The organism is Rhizorhabdus wittichii, assembly GCF_017607425.1.
Lineage (GTDB): Bacteria > Pseudomonadota > Alphaproteobacteria > Sphingomonadales > Sphingomonadaceae > Rhizorhabdus > Rhizorhabdus wittichii.
Window position 1 is genome coordinate 2,910,431 of the sequence record NZ_CP059319.1, and the last position, 19,534, is coordinate 2,929,964.

The following is a 19,534-nucleotide window of genomic DNA, read 5'->3' on the forward strand; positions in this document are numbered from 1 at the left end:
TGGGCGGTTTCACTTCCACCGAATCGGAAGCGGCCGGATCAGGACCTGATCGCGTCGAGGATCGCCGCGCGCAGCTCGGCCATCCCCATGTCCTTCTCGCTCGACGTGACCAGCAGCCGGGGATGGGCGGCGACATGGGTGCGCGCCTCGGCGGCCGTCCGCTCGGTGACGGCGGCGAGCTCGCTGGCCTTGATCTTGTCGGCCTTGGTCAGGACGAGGTGATAGGTCACCGCCGCCTTGTCGAGCATCTCCATGATCTCGCGGTCGACGTCCTTGATGCCGTGGCGGCTGTCGATCAGCACCAGCGCGCGGCGCAGCACGACCCGGCCGCGCAGATAGTCGTTCACGACATGGCGCCATTTGCGGACGATGTCCTTGGGCGCCTTGGCGAAGCCGTAGCCCGGCATGTCGACGAGGCGCAGCGCCGGGACGCCGCCCTCCTCGTCCGCGCCGACGTCGAAGAAGTTGAGCTCCTGCGTGCGGCCCGGCGTGTTCGACGTGCGCGCGAGGCCGACCCGGTTGGTCAGCCGGTTGAGCAGCGACGACTTGCCGACGTTCGAGCGCCCGGCGAAGGCGACCTCGGGCGCGACCGGATCGGGCAGATAGCGGAGATCCGGGGCCGACTTCAGGAACGAGACCGGGCCCGCGAACAGCTTGCGCGCGGGCTCGACCAGCGTCTCGAAGTCGTCGGGCTCGCTCACTTCTTTTTCGCGACGATGGTGGTGGCGGAGGCCGGCACCGGCTCGACCGGATGCTGGCGATAGAGCCACGCCTGCTGCGCGATCGTCAGGAAGTTGGAGGTGACCCAGTAGATCAGCAGGCCGGCCGCGAACGGCGCCATGATGAACATCATGATCCACGGCATCAGCGCGAACACCTGCTTCTGCGCGTCGTCCATCGGCTGCGGATTGAGCTTGAACTGCAGCCACATCGACACGCCGAGCAGCAGCGCCAGCACGCCGATGCCGAGGAACGCCGGCGGGGTGAAGTCGAGCAGCCCGAACAGGTTGAGGACGTGCAGCGGATCGGGCGCCGACAGGTCGCGAATCCACAGCACGAAGGGCTGGTGCCGCATCTCGATCGTCACCATCAGCACCTTGTAGAGCGCGTAGAAGACCGGGATCTGGACGAGGATCGGCAGGCAGCCCGCGAGCGGATTGACCTTCTCCTCCTGGTAGAGCTTGAGCAGCTCCTGCTGGAGGCGCGGCTTGTCGTCCTTCAGCCGCTCCTGCAGCTCCTTCATCTTCGGCTGGACGCGGCGCATGCCGGCCATCGAGCGGAACTGCTTCTGCGCGATCGGGAACATCAGGCCGCGCACCAGGAAGGTGAGGATGATGATCGCGACGCCGAAATTGCCGACCAGCTTGAACACCTGGTCGAGCACCCAGAAGATCGGCTTCTCGAGCACGCGGAACCAGCCCCAGTCGATCGCACGGCTGAACAGCGGCACGCCCTGGTCATTCTCGTAGCGGTCGAGCAGCGCCACTTCCTTGGCGCCCGCGAAGAAGCGCTGCGAGACCGAGCCGGCCTGGCCCGGCGCGATCACCAGCGCGCGGCCGCTCTCGACCGCCTGGTAGACCTGCGGCGCCGTCGACAGGAAGCCGGCGTCGACCGACGCCTTGCTGTCGGGGACCAGCGCGGTCAGCCAATATTTGTCGCCGAAGCCCAGCCAGCCGCCGGTGCTGGCGAAGCGGATGCCGGGCTGGCCCGCCTCGTCGAGCTTCTTGAAGCTGAGGTCGTAATTGGCGGCATCGTTGAACACGCCGATCGGGCCGGTGTGGAGCGTCCAGCTCGACGGGTCCTTCGACACGCCGTCCTTCGAGATCAGGCCATAGGGCCGCGCCGCGACGGCGCCCGCGCCGCCGTTGACCAGCTTCTGGGTGATCGTGAACATATAGTCGCGGTCGACCGCGATGACGGTCTCGAAGCGCTGGCCGCGCGTGTTGGTCCAGCTCAGCGTCACCGGCGTCTCGGGCGTCAGCGCCGTGCCGCTCGCGGTCCAGACGGTGTTGGGGCCCGGCGCGTCGACGCCGTCGCCGGTCCAGCCGAAGCCGGCATAATAGGCCGCGGGCGAGCCGAGCGGCGAGAGCAGGCGGATCGGCGGCGCGTTCTTCGCGACGGTCTCGCGATAGGCCTTGAGCACTAGGTCGTCGATCCGCGCGCCCTTCAGGTTGATCGAGCCGGCGAGCTTCGGCGTGTCGATCGCGACGCGCGGGGTCTCGCGCAGCACCGCCGCGCGGGCGCGAATCGCCTTGGGGCCGGCGGCCGCCGGATCGGCGCCGGGCTGGGGAAGAACCTTCTCCTGGCCGCCCTCGATCTTCGTCACCGGCGGCTTGGCGGGCGGGAAGAAACGATCACCGAGGAACTGCCATCCGAACAGGACGAGCGCCGACAGGACGATCGCGAGGATCATGTTGCGCTGGTTTTCCACCAAAAACTCCCGGAATTCCTTGGATGATCAGATTGGCGATCAGGGCACCGGATCGAAACCCGACCCACCCCAGGGGTGGCATCGGCAGATCCGGCGGAACCCCAGCCACCCGCCTTTGAGCGCGCCATAGCGCGAGACGGCCTCGATCGTATAGGCCGAACAGCTCGGTACATAGCGACAGGTGGGGGGAAGGACCAGCGACGGGCCCATCTGCCAGGCCCTGGCGAGCAGGATGATGAGCCGGCCGATCATCGTGCGATCTTGCCGAGCGCCTTGAGCAGTTCAGCGCGGAGCTGCGCGAAATCGCGCTCGACTCCGCCGGCGCGGCCGATCAGCACATGATCGGCGCCCGCGATGCCCGCGACCGGCAACAGCTCGCGCGCGAGCGCGCGGAAGCGTCGCTTCACGCGGTTGCGGACGACCGCGTTGCCGATCTTCTTGGTGACGGTGATGCCGAGGCGCATGACCGGATCATCATCGCCCCGTGGCCGGACGAGCAGGACGAAACCGGGCATCGGCGCCCGCCTGCCGCCATTGGCCGCGAGAAAATCCGCGCGGCGCTGGAGCACCGCGTAGGGAGTCCCGGTCAGGCCGACAGCTTCTTGCGGCCGCGCGCGCGGCGGGCCGCCAGCACCTTGCGGCCACCGGGGGTGGCGCTGCGCGAACGGAAGCCGTGGCGCCGCTTGCGGACCAGGTTGCTCGGCTGGAAAGTGCGCTTCATCGTCTCTGCCTCAAATCCAAAACAAAAGGGGCCGCCGAACAATGCGGCAGCCACATATCGGGAGCGCGCTTAGGCAAAAGGGCCGGATGAGTCAATCGCCGGCCGTACCGGCCACCGCAGTTTCATGCCATTTCCCTCGGGCATGGATGGCGGGAACAGGTTTTCGTTACGGACGATGGCTCCTTTTCGTTTCACGGACGTTCGGAACGCCGATGACCATCCGGGAGAGTATGAAATGCGTCCTACCACCCTCTGCATGCTGATGCTGCTGCCCGCGCTGACCGCCTGCGGGTCGAAGACCGAGGAGCGGCTGAAGACGATCGAGGCCCGCCTCGCCAAGGTCGAGCAGGCCGCCGACGCGCACAAGGCGATCACGCTGAAGCCCGGCGGCAGCGGCTACAGCATGATCGACGGCGACATGGGGCGGATCGCCGTCGCGATCGCCAATATCGAGCCCTATGCCAGCGGATCGCGCGTCGTGCTCGACTTCGGCAACCCGACCGCGGCCCGGCTGAGCGGGCTCAAGGCCAAGATCGAATGGGGCTCCAACGACGCCAAGGGCCTGCCGATGGCAGCAACCAGCACGCAGTCGCTGCTGTTCACCGCGCCCGAGCCGCTGCCGCCCGGAAGCTGGAAGCAATATACGGTCGACCTCGCCGGCGTGCCGCCGACCCAGCTCGGCTGGGTGCGCGTCTCGGGCTTCGACAACGGCACGGTCGACCTGCTGAGCCAGTGACGCACGACCCGGCCGTTGCGATGGCAGCGTAACGATTCTAGAACAGTCCGCGAACATCGGGGGCTGGTTGATGGTATCGCATGTCGCGACGGTCGCGTTTCTCGGGCTGGAGGCCCGTGCGGTCGAGGTGCAGGTGCAGGTCGCGCCGGGCATGCCCGCCTTCATCGTCGTCGGCCTGCCCGACAAGGCGGTGGCCGAAAGCCGCGAGCGGGTCCGCGCCGCGCTGTCGGCGATCGGCCTCGCGCTGCCGCCCAAGCGGATCACGGTGAACCTGTCGCCCGCCGACCTGCCCAAGGAGGGATCGCATTACGACCTGCCGATCGCGCTGGGCCTGCTCGGCGCGATGGGGGTGATCGATGCCGAGACGCTGGCCGCCTATGTCGTGGTCGGCGAGCTGGGGCTCGACGGCCGGGTCGCGCCCGCGCCCGGCGTATTGCTCGCCGCGCTCCATGCCTCCGAACGCGACCTCGGGCTGGTATGCCCGGCGGCGCAGGGGCCCGAAGCCGCCTGGGCCGGCACGATCGAGGTGATCGGCGCGCCCGACCTGCTGTCGCTGATCGGCCATTTCAAGGGCGGCGCCCCGCTGACCCCGCCGCTGCCCGGCAGCGCCGAGGCCGTCGCGCCGCTGGCCGACCTGAAGCAGGTGAAGGGGCAGGAAACCGCCAAGCGCGCGCTGGAGATCGCGGCCGCCGGAGGTCATAATCTGCTGATGAGCGGCCCGCCCGGCGCCGGCAAGTCGCTGATGGCCGCCTGCCTCCCCGGCATCCTGCCCGATCTGACGCCCGCCGAGGCGCTCGAAGTGTCGATGGTCGCCTCGGTCGCGGGCGAATTGCAGGACGGCCGGCTGATCCGCGCCCGCCCGTTCCGCGCGCCGCATCACTCGGCGTCGATGGCGGCGCTGGTCGGCGGCGGGATCAAGGTGCGGCCGGGCGAGGTCAGCCTCGCCCATCTCGGCGTGCTGTTCCTCGACGAGTTGCCCGAGTTCCAGCGCGCGGTGCTCGATTCGCTGCGCCAGCCGCTCGAAACCGGCAAGGTCTCGGTCGCGCGCGCCAATGCGCACGTCACCTTCCCGGCGCGCGTCCAGCTCGTCGCGGCGATGAACCCGTGCCGCTGCGGCCATATGGACGACCCCGCCCTCGCCTGCTCGCGCGCGCCGAAATGCGCGGCCGACTATCAGGCTAAGCTGTCCGGGCCGCTGCTCGACCGCATCGACCTCCATGTCGAGGTCGCCGCGGTCAGCGCCGCCGATCTCGTCCTGCCGCCGCCCGCCGAGGGCTCGGCCGAGGTCGCCACCCGCGTCGCCGCCGCCCGCGCGCTCCAGACCGAGCGCTACGCCGCGCACGGCGCCCGCACCAACGCCGAGGCCGACGGCGAGCTGCTCGACGCGGTCGCCACCCCCGACGACGCCGGCCGCAAGCTGCTCGCCCAGGCCGCCGAGGCGATGCGCCTCTCGGCGCGCGGCTATCACCGGGTGCTGCGGGTAAGCCGGACGGTGGCCGACCTGGCCGGATCGGAAACAGTCCAGCGCGTCCATATCGCCGAGGCGCTGAGCTATCGACGTCGGACGCCGGTCAGTTGACCGCGCCGGCGTCTATCCCTGCGACGACAGCTTCATCAGCACCAGCCCGCCGACGATCAGCAGCGCGGCGGCGATCCGCATGGCATTCGCCTGTTCGCCCAGCACGATGATGCCGACCAGGAAGGCGCCGACCGCGCCGATGCCGGTCCAGATCGTATAGGCGGTGCCGAGCGGCAGCGACCGCATCGACCAGGACAGCAGGGCGAAGCTGGCGATCATCGCGACGATGGTGATGGCGGCCGGCAACGGACGCGTGAAGCCTTCGGACTGCTTCATGAAGAAGGCCCAGACGACCTCCAGTCCACCGGCGACGATCAGAAACACCCAGGCCATGGCAGCCTCCTTCTTCAAAGGGCTGCCGGGCCGTCCCGGACTTGAGACCCGCGGGCGCGGGGGAGGACGTGGCCTCGCACCGCCCAGCTAGGGATGGCGGCGCCGGGGGTCAAGAGATGGACGAAGCGGTTTTTCCATCGTCATCCCGGACTTGATCCGGGATCCAGAACCGCAACGCCCCGGCTCCATCTCGATGGAGCGGCAATGGATCCTGACTTTCGTCAGGATGACGTGCTCGAAGCCGGAGGCCGGACTCACGCCGCCGACTGCGTCACTGCTTCGAGCGCGGCGGTGAAGCGGCGGCGCCACCACATCACGTCCTCCTTCTCGACATTGTCCATGCAGGCGCGCCAGCGCGCCTGGCGCTCCTCCAGCGGCATCGCCAGCGCCTGCTCGATCGCGTCGGCGATCTCCTCGGCGCTGTAGGGATTGATCAGCAGCGCCTCGGTGAGCTGCTCGGCCGCGCCGGCGAAGCGGGAGAGGATCAGCACGCCGGGGTCCTCCGGGTCCTGCGCGGCGACATATTCCTTGGCGACCAGGTTCATCCCGTCGCGCAGCGGGGTGACGAGGCCGATCCTGGCGGCGCGATAGATGCCGGCCAGCCGGTCGCGCGGATAGCCGCGATTGACGTAGCGGATCGGCACCCATTCGACATCGGCATAGGCGCCGTTGATCCGCCCCGACAGCGAATCGAGCGAGGCCCGGATCTCCTGGTAGCTCTGGACGTCGCTGCGCGACGGCGGCGCGATCTGCAGCAGGAAGACCTCGCCATGGATCTTCTCGTTCTGCTGGAGCAGCCGCTCATAGCCGAGGAAGCGTTCCTGCAACCCCTTCGAATAATCGAGCCGATCGACGCCGATGATCATCTCGCGGCCGTTGGCGCTCTCCCGCATCCGGTGATGGGCATGGCGCGCGGCGGTCGACCGGGTCGCCTCGACGAAATTGTCGGTGTCGATGCCGATCGGACAATGAATCGCGATGATCGAACGATCGCCGACGATGATCCGCCCGTCCTCGCCGAACGAACCGCCCATTTCCTGGATGACATAGTCGCGGAAGCTGTCGAGCGAATCGCGCGTCTGGAAACCGACCACGTCATAGGCGAACAGCGTCTCGGCGAGCTGGCGGTGGTTGGGCAGCGACAGCAGCAGCCGATAGGGCGGCCAGGGAATGTGGAGGAAGAAGCCGATCCGGTTCGCAATCCCCCGGTCGCGCAGATACTGGCCGAGCGGGAACATGTGATAGTCGTGGACCCAGACGAGGTCGTCGGCCTCGATCAGCGGCTCGAGCGTCTCGGCGAAGCGCTGGTTGACCCGTTCATAGCCCTCGGCGAAGCCGCTCTCGAACTCGGCCAGGTCCATCCGGTAGTGGAACAGCGGCCACAGCGTCCGGTTGGCATAGCCGTTATAATATTCGTCGACGTCCTGCTCCTCGAGGTCGATCGTCGCGGTGGTGACGCCGAAATTGCGCTGCAGGTTGATATGGCCGGTGAACTGCTCGGTGGTCTCGCCCGACCAGCCGAACCAGATACCGCTCGATTCGCGCAGCGCCGCCGACAGCGCGACCGCGAGGCCGCCCTGCCCGCCGCTGCCGCCTTCGCCGATCGGCGGCTGCACCCGGTTGGAGACGATGACGAGCCGGCTCATCGCACCGAACTCCACGGCTTGCTGAGCAACGCGGCGCAGTTGATCAGGCCGACCAGCGAATAGGTCTGCGGATAATTGCCCCACAGCTCGCCCGTCGCCGGATCGATATCCTCGGACAACAGCCCGGCCCGGGTGCGGCGCGACAGCATCTCTTCGAACAATTCCCTCGCATCATCGGTCCGCCCGGTGAGCCACAACGCCTCGATCAGCCAGAAGGTGCACATGTTGAACGCGGTGTGCGGCAGACCGAAATCGTCCTCGGTCGCGTAGCGCAGCATGTGCGACCCGCGCCGCAGCCCGTCCTCGACTGCGCGCAGCGTGCCCTGGAAGCGCTCGTCGCCCGGCTTGACGAAGCGCAGGTCGAGCAGCTGGATCAGGCTGGCGTCGAGATCGTCGCCATCGAAGGTCGCGGAGATGCGCTGCGTCTCCTCCCGCCAGGCGTCGGTCTCGATCCGCTCGCGGATGGCGTCGGCGCGCGCGCGCCAGAAACCGGCCCGCTCCCCCAGCCCCAGCGCCTCGGCCGCGTTGGCCAGCCGGTCGCAGGCCGCCCAGCACATCGCCACCGAATAGGTGTGGACATAGCTCTTGGTGCGCAATTCCCACAGCCCGGCATCGGGCTGGTCATGGACCTGCCAGGCGCGCTCCCCGACCTTCTCCAGCGCGCGAAAATCCTCCTCGCCGGCCATGCGGTAGAGCCGCTGGTCGAAGAAGGCCTGCGCGTTGGACAGGATGATCTGGCCATAGGCGTCGTGCTGGACCTGCTCATAGGCCTGGTTGCCGATGCGGACCGGTCCCATGCCGCGATAGCCGTTGAGCGCGGGGGCGACGCCCTCGACCAGGGTCGCCTCGCCGCCGACCCCGTAGAGAGGCTGGATATGGCCGCCCTTGGCGTTGTCGACGATGTTGCGCAGATATTCGAGATAGCTTTCCAGCACGTCGAGCGCGCCGAGCCGGTTGAGCGCCTGCACGGTGTAATAGGCGTCGCGGATCCAGCAGTAGCGATAGTCCCAGTTGCGCTGGGAATCGGCATGTTCGGGGATCGAGGTGGTGAGCGCCGCGACGATCGCGCCGGTCTCCTCGTGCTGGCACAGCTTGAGGGTGATCGCCGAGCGGATCACCGCGTCCTGCCATTCGACCGGGGTGGCCAGCGCCCGGACCCAGCGGCGCCATTCGTGCGCGGTGTGTTCGAGCATGGTGTCGAGCGTGTCGCCGATGTCGCCGACGAAGCTCTCGTCGGGGCCGAGGAAGAAGTGGAGCGGCCGTTCGACCCGGAACAGCCGCTCGCTCTCGAGCCAGCCGACCGGCGCCGAGGTCGACAGCCGCAGGGTCGTCTCGCTCAATATGTAGCGGATATGGTTCGACCCGCGCGTCCGTTCGGGATCGCCGCCGCCCCAGTCGTGCGCGGGACGCAGCCGGACGCGGATGCGCGGGCTGCCCGCGGTGGGGCGGACGATCCGGCAGAAGGCGACCGGGCGGTACATCCGGCCGTGGCGGAAGAAGCGCGGGCAGAAGTCGACCACCTCGATCGCGTTGCCGGCCGCGTCGACATGATGGGTGACGAGGATCGGGGTGTTGCGGATATAGTCCTGCCGGGTCTCGGCGCAGTCCTCCAGGTCGATCTCCCAGAAGCCGCGCGCGCCCGGCGCCGCCGGCACATTGTCGTCGAGCAGCGAGCAGAACACCGGATCGCCGTCGACCCGCGGCACGCAGGCCCAGACGAAGCGCCCGGCGCGGTCGACCAGTGCGGACGCCTGGCAATTGCCGATCGGCCAGAGGTCGAGCGTCGCGGTCACGCGGCGACCTCCCACAGCCAGCGGCGCACCGACCCGACGTCGGCGAGGCCGTAGAGCGCGGCGCTCTCGCGGCCGGGGCCGACCAGCACGCCGAAGCCCCCCATCGCGCCCGCCACCGCGAGCGCGGGCTCGTCGGTCAGGTCGTCGCCGATCACGACGGGGCGGCTGCCTGCCATCGGCGGCTCGGCCATCAGCGCCTCGACCGCCTCGCCCTTGTTCCAGCCGGCGCCGCGCAGCTCGACCATCATCTTGCCGGGCTGGACGATCAGGCCGTGGCGCTCGGCGATCGCCTGGGCGCGGCGCTTGACCGGTTCCTCCAGGATCGGCGCGACGCGATAGTGCATCGCCACGCCGTGGCTCTTCTCCTCGATGATCATCTCGGGATGGCCGGCGCCGTACAGCCGGACGTCGGCGATCGCGCCGTCGAGCCCCTCGGGCCTGGGCGGCTCGATCAGCCGGCCGTCGCGGCGCACCTCGGCGCCATGGCTGCCGGCGAGGGCGATCCCGGCGGCGATCGGCCCGACCATCTGGTCGAGCTGGGCGATCGATCGGCCGCTGACCAGCGCGACCCGCCCGGCGAAACGCCGGTGCAGCGTCGTCAGCAGCTCGACCAGTTCGGCGTCGGCGCGCACCAGTTCCGGATGATCGACGAGCGGCACCAGCGTCCCGTCGAAATCGACGAAAAGACTATGGCTCGCTGGATCGATCGCCGGCGGGGGCGCAAGCGCCGGCTGATGGGACCGGGACAGCATTTCATTTCCTCGCCGCAATAACAGCCGTGGAATCAACCGGCCATGGACGGACCGGTCATCGGCCGGGGTGAACTGCGGGAAGGACGCGCGGAAACCGGCCTGGGTTCCGTTCCGGCCACGAATTCATGGCGCGGATGCGTCGGAAAAGCCGGGCGGAAACGGAAAGCACCCCCGGGCAAGGGAACCCGAGGGTGCGTCCCACGCGGTGGAAATTGCCAGTCCGGCCGCGTGTAAGGCGGTGCCTCCCGGGGGGTCAGGTGGCTTGGGGGATTCCCGGGAGGCTAGGTGGGGACCGGGCTGGCTCCGGCCGTGTAGGATCAGTGGGCCGCGACGGTGATCCGGCCGTTGTCGGCGAGCTGGGTGCCGGCCTTGGCCAGCGCCAGTTCGACCTGGGGCATCGCCCGGGCGGCGGCGACCTTGGCGCAGGCCTTGGCTTCCATCGCGCCGTCGAGCGAACGGTCGCCCTCGAAGGTGCAGACGTCGCGGGCCGCGCGCTCCACCCGCTTCTTCAGCGAGGCCGCGCCGTCGGTGCTGGCGAGGTCGAGGTCGGCATAGCTGACCGCCGAGACCTTGCCCGCTTCGGCCGCATAGGCCGGGAAGGCGACGGTGCCGCTGGTGGCGAGGGCGGCGGCGAGGGCGGCGATGATCTTGGTCGAACGGGTCATGTCGTGTCTCCTGTTGTGCGCCGGACGGGGGTGGCGACCTTCGTCCGGTGAAAATCCCTGTTCCGCGGCGTCCCGGGCTTGCTTCCGAACCGCCGTTGAGCAACCAACTATGCCAAGGACCGTTGACCCGCATCGACGCTTCGACCGACCGCGCCGCCCTCTCCACAAAGGTCGATTTCGGCCGACGAACGTCCGCTGGCGGTCGACGAACGACAGGAAGGGCATGGAGGGGCGATCGATCGACGGCGAAGGACCCGAATCGCCAACAGCGCATTGCAACGAAATTGTCATATTTGTAGGGAGCCCCGGTACGCCCGGGGGATTCGCACCATTCGCCAGATCGCCGTCCTGCCCTATCGCACCACCGAAGCGGGCCAGACCGAGGTCCTGCTGATCACCTCGCGCGAGACGAAGCGCTGGGTGCTGCCCAAGGGCAACCGGATCAAGGGCCTGAAAAGCCACGAGGCGGCAAGCCACGAGGCCTATGAGGAAGCGGGCCTGGTCGGCATCGCCTGCCCCTATGCGATCGGCACCTATCAATATCGCAAGCAGCGCCGCAACGGCACGTCGCGCCCCGCGACGGTCGACATCTTCCCCTTCTCGGTGACCACCCAGCTCGACAGCTGGCCGGAAAAGGACGAGCGCGAGCTGCGCTGGTTCACGCCCCAGGGCGCGGCCGCCGCGGTCGACGAGGAGGAGCTTCGCGACATCCTGGCCGGGTTCACCCCGCCGGTCTGGAATCCCGGCCTTGCCGAACGGGTGGTCACGGCCACCCGCCGCCATACAGCAGAAAGGTTCACCATCGTGCGCTGGTTCCAGGCATTGCTGCCCAAGCAGGGCAGCTTCTTCGAGCAGTTCGAGGCGCACGCGGCGCTGACCGTCGCCGCCTCCGACGCGCTCGGCCGGCTGCTGCAGGGCGGGCCCGACATGCCGCTCCACAGCCAAGAGATCTTCGACCGGGAGAATGAGGCGGACGACATCATCCGCGACGTGCTGGTCGACGTCCGCAAGACGCTGATCACCCCGTTCGACCGCACCGCGATCACCAGCCTGATCGGATCGATGGACGACGCGATCGACCAGATGAACCAGACCGCCAAGGCGATCACCCTCTACGAGGTCCAGGAGTTCGAGCCGCAGATGCGCGACATGGCCGGGCTGATCGTCGAGGCGGCGCGGATCACCGCCGACGCGATGCCGCTGCTGCGCGACCTCGGCCGCAACGCCGGGCGGCTGCACAGCCTGACCGAGCGGATCGTCCGGCTGGAAGGCCATGCCGACGAGATCCACGCCGCCGGCCTCAAGACGCTGTTCAAGGCGAAGGGCGACAAGTCGCCGATGGCCTTCATCATCGGCCGCGAGATCTACAGCCATCTCGAAAAGATCACCGACGCCTTCGAGGATGTCGCCAACGAGATCCAGGGCCTCGTGCTCGACCACGCCTGACCATGGAAATCATCTCCTTCCCGCTGCTGGTCGGGCTGATCGCCATCGCGCTGGCGTTCGACTTCCTGAACGGCCTGCACGATGCGGCGAACTCGATCGCGACGGTGGTGTCGACCCGCGTGCTCAAGCCGCACCAGGCGGTGGCGATGGCGGCCTTCTTCAACTTCATCGCCTTCCTGTTCTTCGGCCTCCACGTCGCCGAGACGGTGGGCAAGGGGATCGTCCATGCCGACATCATCGACGCGCATGTGATCTTCGGCGCGCTGATGGGGGCGATCAGCTGGAACCTGATCACCTGGCTGCTCGGCATCCCCTCCTCGTCCAGCCACGCCCTGATCGGCGGCCTGCTCGGCGCGGGCACGGCCAAGGCCGGGGTGGGCTCGATCGTCTGGTCGGGCGTGCTCAAGACCAGCTTCGCGATCGTGCTGTCGCCGACGATCGGCCTCGTCCTCGCGCTGCTGCTGGTGCTGATCACGAGTTGGGTGTTCGTGCGCAGCACGCCGGGCGCCGCCGACAAGCGCTACCGCCGGCTGCAGCTCATCTCGGCCTCGCTCTACTCGCTCGGCCATGGCGGCAACGACGCGCAGAAGACGATGGGGATCATCGCCGTGCTGCTCTATTCGCAGGGCCTGCTCGGCGGCGCCTTCCACGTCCCCTTCTGGGTGGTGATCAGCTGCCAGGCGGCGATGGGCCTCGGCACGCTCGCGGGCGGGTGGAAGATCGTCCACACCATGGGATCGAAGATCACCCGCCTGACCCCGGCGCAGGGCTTCTGCGCGGAGACCGGCGGCGCGATCACCCTGTTCACCGCGACCTGGCTGGGCGTGCCGGTGTCGACCACCCACACCATCACCGGCGCGATCGTCGGCGTGGGCTCGTCGCGGCGCCTGTCGGCGGTGCGCTGGAACGTCGCCAGCAGCATCGTCGTCGCCTGGGTGGTCACCCTCCCCGCCGCCGCCGCGTTCGGCGCGGGCTTCTACCTGCTGGCGGGGCTGTTCTAGCTCCCCTTATCGTCATTCCCGCGAAAGCGGGAATCCATGGACGGCGGCACCTCGCGTCAAACAGCGTCCCGCGACCGTGGATTCCCGCTTTCGCGGGAATGACGAAGGAAGGCGACCGATAAACGTGATCAGCGCGGCGCCAGGCCGGCGGTCAGCATGTCGACCATGCGGCGCGCCAGTTCCTCGGCGCTCAGCTCGCCGCCGGGGACGTGCCAGCGCGCGGGCCAGTTGAGCGCGCCCGCCAGGGTGAAGCCCAGCAGCTTCGAATCGGTCGGCGCGATCGAGCCGTCGGCGATGCCCTCCTCGATGAAGGCGCGCATCGCCGCGTCGATCCCGCGCTTGCCCTCGCGCAGGCTCTTCCGGCCCTCGGGCGACAGCGGCTCCGGGCCGGTGCGGATCACGCAGCGGCCGAAATCGTCCATGTTGGCGCGGGCATAGGCGCGCAGGAAATGGCGCAGCCGGTCGAGGCCGCTGCCCGGCGCCTCCCGCGCCTCGTCGATCGCGCGATGATAATGCTCGATGCCGAGCGCGATGCATTCGAGCAGCACCCGCTCCTTGTTGCCGAGATAATGGTAGATGGTCGGCTTCGACACGCCGAGGCTCGCCGCCACGTCCTCGAGCAGGGTCGCGTGATAGCCGCGCTCGTTGAACATCCGCACCGCCGCGATCAGCAGCGCCTGGCGCTTCGCCGAACGCTCCTCCGCCTTCTGCTCGCGGGTTCGGAACGGGGATGCCGGAGCCTCGATATCCATCGCCGAGCATTGACAGAAAACCGGTGAGCAATCAATATACCCATGAGTAACCTGTTCGCCGAGGTTCCATGATTCTTTCCGAGACCCAGTCCGCGATCCAGGAGGCGGTGCGCGCCTTCGCGCAGGAGCAGATCCGCCCGCGCAGCCAGGCGTTCGAGGCGGCGGGCGGCTACCCCGCCGGCCTGTTCGAGGAGCTGGCGGGACTCGGCCTGCTCGGCATGGTCGCGCCGGAGGCGGCCGGCGGCGGCGGGGCCGACTATGTCTCCTACGCGCTGTCGCTGATCGAGATCGCGGCGGCCGACGGCGCGCTGTCGACGATCGTCTCGATCCAGAACAGCCTGCTGGTCGGCGGCCTGCTGAAGGAAGGCAGCGAGGCGCAGAAGGCGCGCTTCCTGCCCGACCTGATCGGCGGGCGGATGATCGGCGCCTTCGCGCTGACCGAGGCCGACGCCGGCTCCGACGCCGCCGCGCTGCGCACCCGCGCGACGCGGGCCGAGGGCGGCTGGGTGCTGAACGGCGCCAAGCAGTTCATCACATCGGGCAAGATCGCCGGGGTGGCGATGGTCTTCGCGGTGACCGATCCGGCGGCGGGCAAGAAGGGCATCTCCGCCTTCCTCGTCCCCACCGACAGCCCCGGCTATGCTGTCGACAAGGTCGAGCACAAGCTGGGCCAGGCGGCGTCCGACACCTGCGCGATCCGCTTCGACGACCTGTTCGTCGAGGACGGGCTGCTGTTCGGCGCCGAGGGGCGCGGCTATAACATCGCCCTCGCCAATCTCGAGCAGGGCCGCATCGGCATCGCCGCGCAGTGCGTCGGCATGGCGCAGGCGGCGCTGGAGATCGCGGTCGCCTATGCCCGCGACCGCCGCAGCATGGGCAAGCCGATCATCGAGCACCAGGCGGTCGGCTTCCGCCTCGCCGACCTCGCCACCCGGCTGGAAGCGGCGCGCCAGCTCGTCCTCCACGCGGCGAGCGTCAAGGATGCGGGGCTGCCCTGCCTCAAGGAAGCGTCGATGGCGAAGCTGTTCGCGTCCGAAGCGGCCGAGGCGATCGTCTCGGGCGCGATCCAGACGCTGGGCGGCTACGGCTATCTTGAGGAATTCGGGCTCGCGAAAATCTATCGCGACGTCCGCGTCTGCCAGATCTACGAGGGCACATCCGACATCCAGCGGATGGTGATCGCCCGCGCCCTGTAATCAGAGGATATCAGCATGAGCACCGATCCCGTCGTCATCGCCTCCTATGCCCGCACGCCGATGGGCGGCTTCCAGGGCGCGCTCGCGGGCGCGTCGGCGACCCAGCTCGGCGCCGCCGCGGTCAAGGCCGCGGTCGAGCGCGCCGGCGTCGACGCCGACAAGGTCGAACAGATCTTCATGGGCTGCGTGCTGCCCGCCGGCCTCGGCCAGGCCCCGGCGCGGCAGGCGGCGCTCGGCGCCGGCCTGCCGCGCTCGGTCGAGGCGACCACCGTCAACAAGATGTGCGGATCGGGCATGCAGGCGGCGATCATGGCGCACGACGCGCTCGCCGCCGGCAGCGCCGACATCATCGTCGCGGGCGGCATGGAGAGCATGTCCAACGCCCCCTATCTGCTCGCCAAGCACCGTTCGGGCGCGCGCATCGGCCATGACGTCGTCAAGGACTCGATGTATCTCGACGGGCTCGAGGACGCCTATACGCCGGGCAAGCTGATGGGCGCCTTCGCCGAGGATTCGGCGCGCGACTATCAGCTCACCCGCGAGGCGCAGGACGACTATGCGATCCGCTCGCTGAGCCGGGCCAACGCCGCGATCGAGAGCGGCGCCTTCGACCGCGAGATCGTCCCCGTCACCATCGAGACGCGCGGCGGCGCCACCGTGGTCGAGCGCGACGAGCAGCCCGGCAAGGCCCGCCCCGACAAGATCCCGACGCTGAAGCCCGCCTTCGCCAAGGACGGCACGATCACCGCCGCCAACGCCTCGTCGATCTCCGACGGCGCCGCCGCGCTGGTGATGACCCGGCAGAGCGTCGCCGAGAAGCTCGGCCTGCCGGTCGTGGCGAAGGTCACCGGCCACGCCGCCCATGCGCATGAGCCCGGCCTGTTCACCACCGCGCCGGTGCCGGCGATCCGCAAGGCGCTGGCCAGGGCCGGCTGGACCGTCGACGACGTCGACCTGTTCGAGGTCAACGAGGCCTTCGCCGTGGTCGCGATGATCGCCGCCAAGGACTTGAACATTCCGGCCGAGAAGCTGAACGTCAACGGCGGCGCCTGCGCGCTCGGCCACCCGATCGGCGCCAGCGGCGCGCGGGTGCTGGCCACCCTGCTCGCCGCGCTGCAGAATCGCGGGCTGAAGCGCGGTGTCGCCAGCCTCTGCATCGGCGGGGGCGAAGCGACGGCGATGGCGGTCGAACTGGTCTGATGCAGCCGCCATGGCGGCGCAGGAAGGGGAATGCTGAATGGAACTGAAGGGCATAGCCGCGATCGTCACCGGCGGCGCGTCGGGCCTGGGCGGGGAAACCGCCCGGATGCTCGCCGCCAACGGCGCCAGGGTGACGATCTTCGACCTCAACGCTGATGACGGCGCGAAGACGGCGGCCGAGATCGGCGGCCATTTCGTCGCGGTCAACGTCGCCGACGACGCCAGCGTCGCCGCCGGCATCGCCGAGGCCGAGGCCAGGCACGGCATCGCCCGCGTCCTGGTCAACTGCGCCGGCATCGCCCCGCCCGCGCGCATCGTCGCCAAGGACGGCAGCCCCCACGCGCTCGACCTCTATCGCAAGGTGATCGAGATCAACCTGATCGGCACCTTCAACACGCTGTCGAAATTCGCCGCCCGGCTGGTCACCGCCGATCCGATCGGCGAGGAGCGCGGCGTGATCGTCAACACCGCCTCGGTCGCCGCGTTCGACGGACAGGTCGGCCAGGCGGCCTATGCCTCGTCCAAGGCCGGCGTCGCAGGCCTCACCCTGTGCGCCGCGCGCGACCTCGCCCAGCACAAGGTCCGGGTGATGACGATCGCTCCCGGCATCTTCATGACCCCGATGATGAAGGGCCTGCCGCAAGCGGCGCAGGACTCGCTGGGCCAGCAGGTGCCGCACCCCAGCCGGCTCGGCGACCCTGCCGAATATGCGATGCTGGTCGAGAGCATCCTCAGGAACCCGATGCTCAACGGCGAGACGATCCGCCTCGACGGCGCGATCCGGATGGCGCCGCGATGAGCGCCGCCAACCTGCTCGTCGAGCGCGAGGGCGCGGTCGCGAAGCTCACCCTCAACCGCCCCGAAGCGGCGAACGCCCTCGACATCGACCTCGCCCGCGCGCTGGTCGCCGCCGCGCTCGACTGCGAACATGATCCGGCGATCCGCTGCGTCACGCTGACCGGCGCGGGCCGGCTGTTCTGCGCGGGCGGCGACGTCGCCTATATGGCCGGCGCGGGCGACAAGACCGCCGCCGCCACGGCCGAACTCGCCAGCACCCTGCATCTGGCGATGTCGCACCTCGCCCGGATGAGCAAGCCGCTGGTCACCATCGTCAACGGCCCCGCCGCCGGCGCGGGCTACGGCATGGCGCTGAGCGGCGACGTGGTGCTGATGGCCCGCTCGGCCAGCTTCACGCCGGCTTATGGCATGCTCGGCGTGTCGCCCGACGGCGGGCTGACCTGGCTGCTGCCGCGCCTCGTCGGTCTGCGCCGCGCGCAGGAGATCATCCTCACCAACCGCAAGGTCGGCGCCGAGGAGGCGGAGGCGATGGGCCTGATCACCCGCGCCGTCGACGACGACGCCCTCGCCGCCGAGGGCGCCGCGATCGCCGCGAAGCTGGCGGCGTCCGCCACATATGCGATCGGTTCGGTCCGCGCCTTGCTTCTCGATTCCTACGCCAATAGCTGGGAAACGCATCTCGAACTGGAAGCGCGCGGGATCGCCTCCGCGATCTCCGGCCGTGACGGACGGGAGGGCGTCGCAGCCTTCCTCGCCAAGCGCAAACCCGATTTCACAGGTGGCCGATGACCCTGCGCACCCGCTTCACCGAACTGGTCGGCATCGAGCATCCGATCGTCCAGGGCGGCATGATGTGGGTCGGCTATGCCGAGTTGGCGGCCGCGGTCTCCAACGCCGGCGGGCTCGGCATCCTCACCGCGCTGACCCAGCCGACGCCGGACGACCTGCGCCGCGAGATCGACCGCTGCCGGTCGATGACCGACAAGCCCTTCGCGGTGAACCTGACGATCCTGCCCTCGGTCAGCCCGCCGCCCTATGCCGAGTATCGCCGCGCGATCATCGACAGCGGCATCACCATCGTCGAAACCGCCGGCCACAAGCCGCAGGAGCATGTCGACGAATTCAAGGCGCATGGGATCAAGGTGATCCACAAATGCACCGCCGTCCGTCACGCGCTGTCGGCCGAGCGGATGGGGGTCGACGCGATCTCGATCGACGGCTTCGAATGCGCCGGCCATCCTGGCGAGGACGACATTCCCGGCCTGATCCTGATCCCGGCGGCGGCCGACAAGGTCAGGATACCGATGATCGCCAGCGGCGGCTTCGGCGACGGACGCGGCCTCGCCGCCGCGCTGGCGCTGGGGGCCGAGGGGATCAACATGGGCACCCGCTTCTGCGCCACGGTCGAGGCGCCGATCCACGACGATATCAAGCGCTTCATCGTCGCCAATGACGAGCGTGGGACCAACCTGATCTTCCGCAAGTTCCACAATACCGCGCGGGTCGCGAAGAGCGCGGTGTCGGACAAGGTGGTCGAGATCTCGGCCCGGCCCGACGCGGTGTTCGAGGATATCCGCCCCTATGTCTCGGGCATCAAGGGCCGCGAGGCGCTGCGGACCGGCGACCTGGACGCGGGCCTCGTCTGGGCCGGACAGGTCCAGGGGTTGATCCACGACATTCCGACCTGCAAGGAGCTGATCGACCGGATCATGGCCGAGGCCGGGGGGATCATCGCCGATCGCCTGGCGGGCATGCTCTCCCGCGACGACGCGCGGCAAGCCGTCGCCTGAACCGAGTCAGGCCGGGGCCTTCTCCGCCGCGATCGAGCGCAACGCCTGCTCGAACACGTCGGCGGGCTGGCCGCCGGAGATCAGGTAGCGGTCGTCGACGATGATCGCCGGCACCGAATGGACCCCGCGCCGCTGCCACAGATGCTCGGCATCGCGCACCTCGGCGGCGTAGCGGTCCGAGGCGAGCACCGCGGCGGCCTCGTCGCGGTCCAGCCCGGCCTCCGTCGCCGCGTCGATCAGCACGGCGCGGTCGGACGGGTCGCGCTGCTCGGTGAAATAGGATTCGAACAGCGCATGCTTGAGCGCCCGCTGCCGCTCGCCGCCGAGCGTGCCCGCCCAGTGGAGCAGGCGGTGCGCGTCGAAGGTGTTGTAGATGCGGCTGTCGGGGCCATGGTTGATCGCGAAGCCGACCTGCGCGGCGCGGTCGCGGATCATCTCGCGCGTCGCGGCCGACTGCTCGGGGGTCGAGCCATATTTATGGGCGACGTGCTCGGCGAGATTCTCGCCCTCCTTCGCCATCGCCGGGTTGAGCTCGAACGGCTGGAAATGGATCTCGGCCGCCAGTTCGCCGCCGGTCCGCTCGATGGCCTGTTCCAGCCCGCGCAGCCCGATGACGCACCATGGGCAGGAGATGTCGGAGACGAAGTCGATCTTGATCGGGGTGGCCATGGCGGCGTCCTCTCGCTGGGGACCCC

Annotated in this window: 21 protein-coding genes; 9 read left to right on the forward strand and 12 right to left on the reverse strand. The window is 69.1% G+C overall.

What is annotated here, in order from left to right:
* Positions 1-38: 38 nt before the first annotated feature.
* Genes yihA through rpmH form a run of 5 tightly spaced genes read right to left on the reverse strand, consistent with a single transcriptional unit; the run spans position 39 to position 3,152 of the window.
* Positions 39-701: a ribosome biogenesis GTP-binding protein YihA/YsxC gene (yihA, locus tag HRJ34_RS13675; protein ID WP_012049803.1), complete on the reverse strand. Its 663-nt coding sequence runs from the start codon at positions 699-701 to the stop codon at positions 39-41.
* The gene (yidC, locus tag HRJ34_RS13680; protein WP_012049802.1) at positions 698-2,431 is read right to left on the reverse strand and encodes a membrane protein insertase YidC; all 1,734 of its coding nucleotides are present in this window, start codon (positions 2,429-2,431) and stop codon (positions 698-700) included. Before yidC ends, yihA begins: the two co-directional genes overlap by 4 nt.
* A gap of 39 nt (positions 2,432-2,470) precedes the next feature.
* Positions 2,471-2,683, reverse strand: coding sequence for a membrane protein insertion efficiency factor YidD (gene yidD / locus HRJ34_RS13685; protein ID WP_012049801.1), 213 nt, complete (start codon positions 2,681-2,683; stop codon positions 2,471-2,473).
* Positions 2,680-3,000: a ribonuclease P protein component gene (rnpA, locus tag HRJ34_RS13690; RefSeq protein WP_016745833.1), complete on the reverse strand. Its 321-nt coding sequence runs from the start codon at positions 2,998-3,000 to the stop codon at positions 2,680-2,682. The genes yidD and rnpA overlap by 4 nt, the downstream gene beginning before the upstream one ends.
* A 17-nt stretch (positions 3,001-3,017) precedes the next feature.
* The gene (gene rpmH / locus HRJ34_RS13695; RefSeq protein WP_012049799.1) at positions 3,018-3,152 is read right to left on the reverse strand and encodes a 50S ribosomal protein L34; all 135 of its coding nucleotides are present in this window, start codon (positions 3,150-3,152) and stop codon (positions 3,018-3,020) included.
* A gap of 235 nt (positions 3,153-3,387) precedes the next feature.
* On the opposite strand from rpmH, the gene HRJ34_RS13700 reads away from it, so the two are divergent.
* Together HRJ34_RS13700 and HRJ34_RS13705 are read left to right on the forward strand one after the other, a co-directional pair.
* Positions 3,388-3,888 (forward strand): DUF3251 domain-containing protein, encoded by a 501-nt coding sequence (locus HRJ34_RS13700; protein WP_012049798.1) that lies wholly within the window; start codon positions 3,388-3,390, stop codon positions 3,886-3,888.
* 70 nt (positions 3,889-3,958) lie between these two features.
* The gene (locus tag HRJ34_RS13705) at positions 3,959-5,467 is read left to right on the forward strand and encodes a YifB family Mg chelatase-like AAA ATPase (protein WP_208631514.1); all 1,509 of its coding nucleotides are present in this window, start codon (positions 3,959-3,961) and stop codon (positions 5,465-5,467) included.
* Positions 5,468-5,479: 12 nt separating this feature from the next.
* On the opposite strand, the gene HRJ34_RS13710 is transcribed toward HRJ34_RS13705, so the two are convergent.
* The 5 genes from HRJ34_RS13710 to HRJ34_RS13730 all read right to left on the reverse strand — a co-directional run bounded on the left by HRJ34_RS13710 (position 5,480) and on the right by HRJ34_RS13730 (position 10,656).
* Positions 5,480-5,800: a DMT family transporter gene (locus HRJ34_RS13710; protein WP_208631515.1), complete on the reverse strand. Its 321-nt coding sequence runs from the start codon at positions 5,798-5,800 to the stop codon at positions 5,480-5,482.
* A 254-nt stretch (positions 5,801-6,054) separates the two neighbouring features.
* On the reverse strand, positions 6,055-7,446 hold the full coding sequence (locus tag HRJ34_RS13715) for an alpha,alpha-trehalose-phosphate synthase (UDP-forming) (RefSeq protein ID WP_192812889.1): 1,392 nt from the start codon (positions 7,444-7,446) through the stop codon (positions 6,055-6,057).
* Positions 7,443-9,239, reverse strand: coding sequence for a glycoside hydrolase family 15 protein (locus HRJ34_RS13720; protein ID WP_016745829.1), 1,797 nt, complete (start codon positions 9,237-9,239; stop codon positions 7,443-7,445). Before HRJ34_RS13720 ends, HRJ34_RS13715 begins: the two co-directional genes overlap by 4 nt.
* Positions 9,236-9,991 (reverse strand): trehalose-phosphatase, encoded by a 756-nt coding sequence (otsB, locus tag HRJ34_RS13725; protein WP_012049793.1) that lies wholly within the window; start codon positions 9,989-9,991, stop codon positions 9,236-9,238. Before otsB ends, HRJ34_RS13720 begins: the two co-directional genes overlap by 4 nt.
* 317 nt (positions 9,992-10,308) lie before the next feature.
* Positions 10,309-10,656 (reverse strand): UrcA family protein, encoded by a 348-nt coding sequence (locus HRJ34_RS13730; RefSeq protein WP_016745828.1) that lies wholly within the window; start codon positions 10,654-10,656, stop codon positions 10,309-10,311.
* Between the two features lie 330 nt (positions 10,657-10,986).
* Here HRJ34_RS13730 and HRJ34_RS13735 point away from each other — a divergent pair, with 330 nt between their 5' ends.
* A complete protein-coding gene (locus tag HRJ34_RS13735) occupies positions 10,987-12,102 on the forward strand; it encodes a DUF47 family protein (RefSeq protein ID WP_029548781.1) in 1,116 nt (371 codons plus the stop codon).
* A 2-nt stretch (positions 12,103-12,104) separates the two neighbouring features.
* Positions 12,105-13,103: an inorganic phosphate transporter gene (locus tag HRJ34_RS13740; protein ID WP_012049790.1), complete on the forward strand. Its 999-nt coding sequence runs from the start codon at positions 12,105-12,107 to the stop codon at positions 13,101-13,103.
* A 128-nt stretch (positions 13,104-13,231) separates the two neighbouring features.
* On the opposite strand, the gene HRJ34_RS13745 is transcribed toward HRJ34_RS13740, so the two are convergent.
* Entirely contained in the window at positions 13,232-13,855 is a 624-nt protein-coding gene (locus HRJ34_RS13745) for a TetR/AcrR family transcriptional regulator (protein WP_012049789.1), read from the reverse strand.
* 68 nt (positions 13,856-13,923) lie between these two features.
* Here HRJ34_RS13745 and HRJ34_RS13750 point away from each other — a divergent pair, with 68 nt between their 5' ends.
* The 5 genes from HRJ34_RS13750 to HRJ34_RS13770 are packed head-to-tail and all read left to right on the forward strand — an operon-like array spanning position 13,924 to position 18,839.
* Positions 13,924-15,051 carry an acyl-CoA dehydrogenase family protein gene (locus HRJ34_RS13750; RefSeq protein WP_208631516.1) on the forward strand — a complete coding sequence of 376 codons (1,128 nt, stop codon included), beginning with the start codon at positions 13,924-13,926 and terminating at the stop codon, positions 15,049-15,051.
* Between the two features lie 15 nt (positions 15,052-15,066).
* The gene (locus HRJ34_RS13755; RefSeq protein WP_012049787.1) at positions 15,067-16,251 is read left to right on the forward strand and encodes an acetyl-CoA C-acyltransferase; all 1,185 of its coding nucleotides are present in this window, start codon (positions 15,067-15,069) and stop codon (positions 16,249-16,251) included.
* A gap of 37 nt (positions 16,252-16,288) precedes the next feature.
* Complete coding sequence (locus tag HRJ34_RS13760) at positions 16,289-17,050, forward strand: SDR family NAD(P)-dependent oxidoreductase (RefSeq protein ID WP_012049786.1); 762 nt, start codon at positions 16,289-16,291, stop codon at positions 17,048-17,050.
* Entirely contained in the window at positions 17,047-17,838 is a 792-nt protein-coding gene (locus HRJ34_RS13765) for an enoyl-CoA hydratase/isomerase family protein (protein ID WP_208631517.1), read from the forward strand. Before HRJ34_RS13760 ends, HRJ34_RS13765 begins: the two co-directional genes overlap by 4 nt.
* Positions 17,835-18,839 (forward strand): NAD(P)H-dependent flavin oxidoreductase, encoded by a 1,005-nt coding sequence (locus tag HRJ34_RS13770; RefSeq protein WP_208631518.1) that lies wholly within the window; start codon positions 17,835-17,837, stop codon positions 18,837-18,839. Before HRJ34_RS13765 ends, HRJ34_RS13770 begins: the two co-directional genes overlap by 4 nt.
* Positions 18,840-18,845: 6 nt before the next feature.
* Here HRJ34_RS13770 and HRJ34_RS13775 read toward each other — a convergent pair whose 3' ends face one another.
* Positions 18,846-19,508 carry a DsbA family oxidoreductase gene (locus tag HRJ34_RS13775; protein ID WP_208631519.1) on the reverse strand — a complete coding sequence of 221 codons (663 nt, stop codon included), beginning with the start codon at positions 19,506-19,508 and terminating at the stop codon, positions 18,846-18,848.
* Positions 19,509-19,534 lie beyond the last annotated feature (26 nt).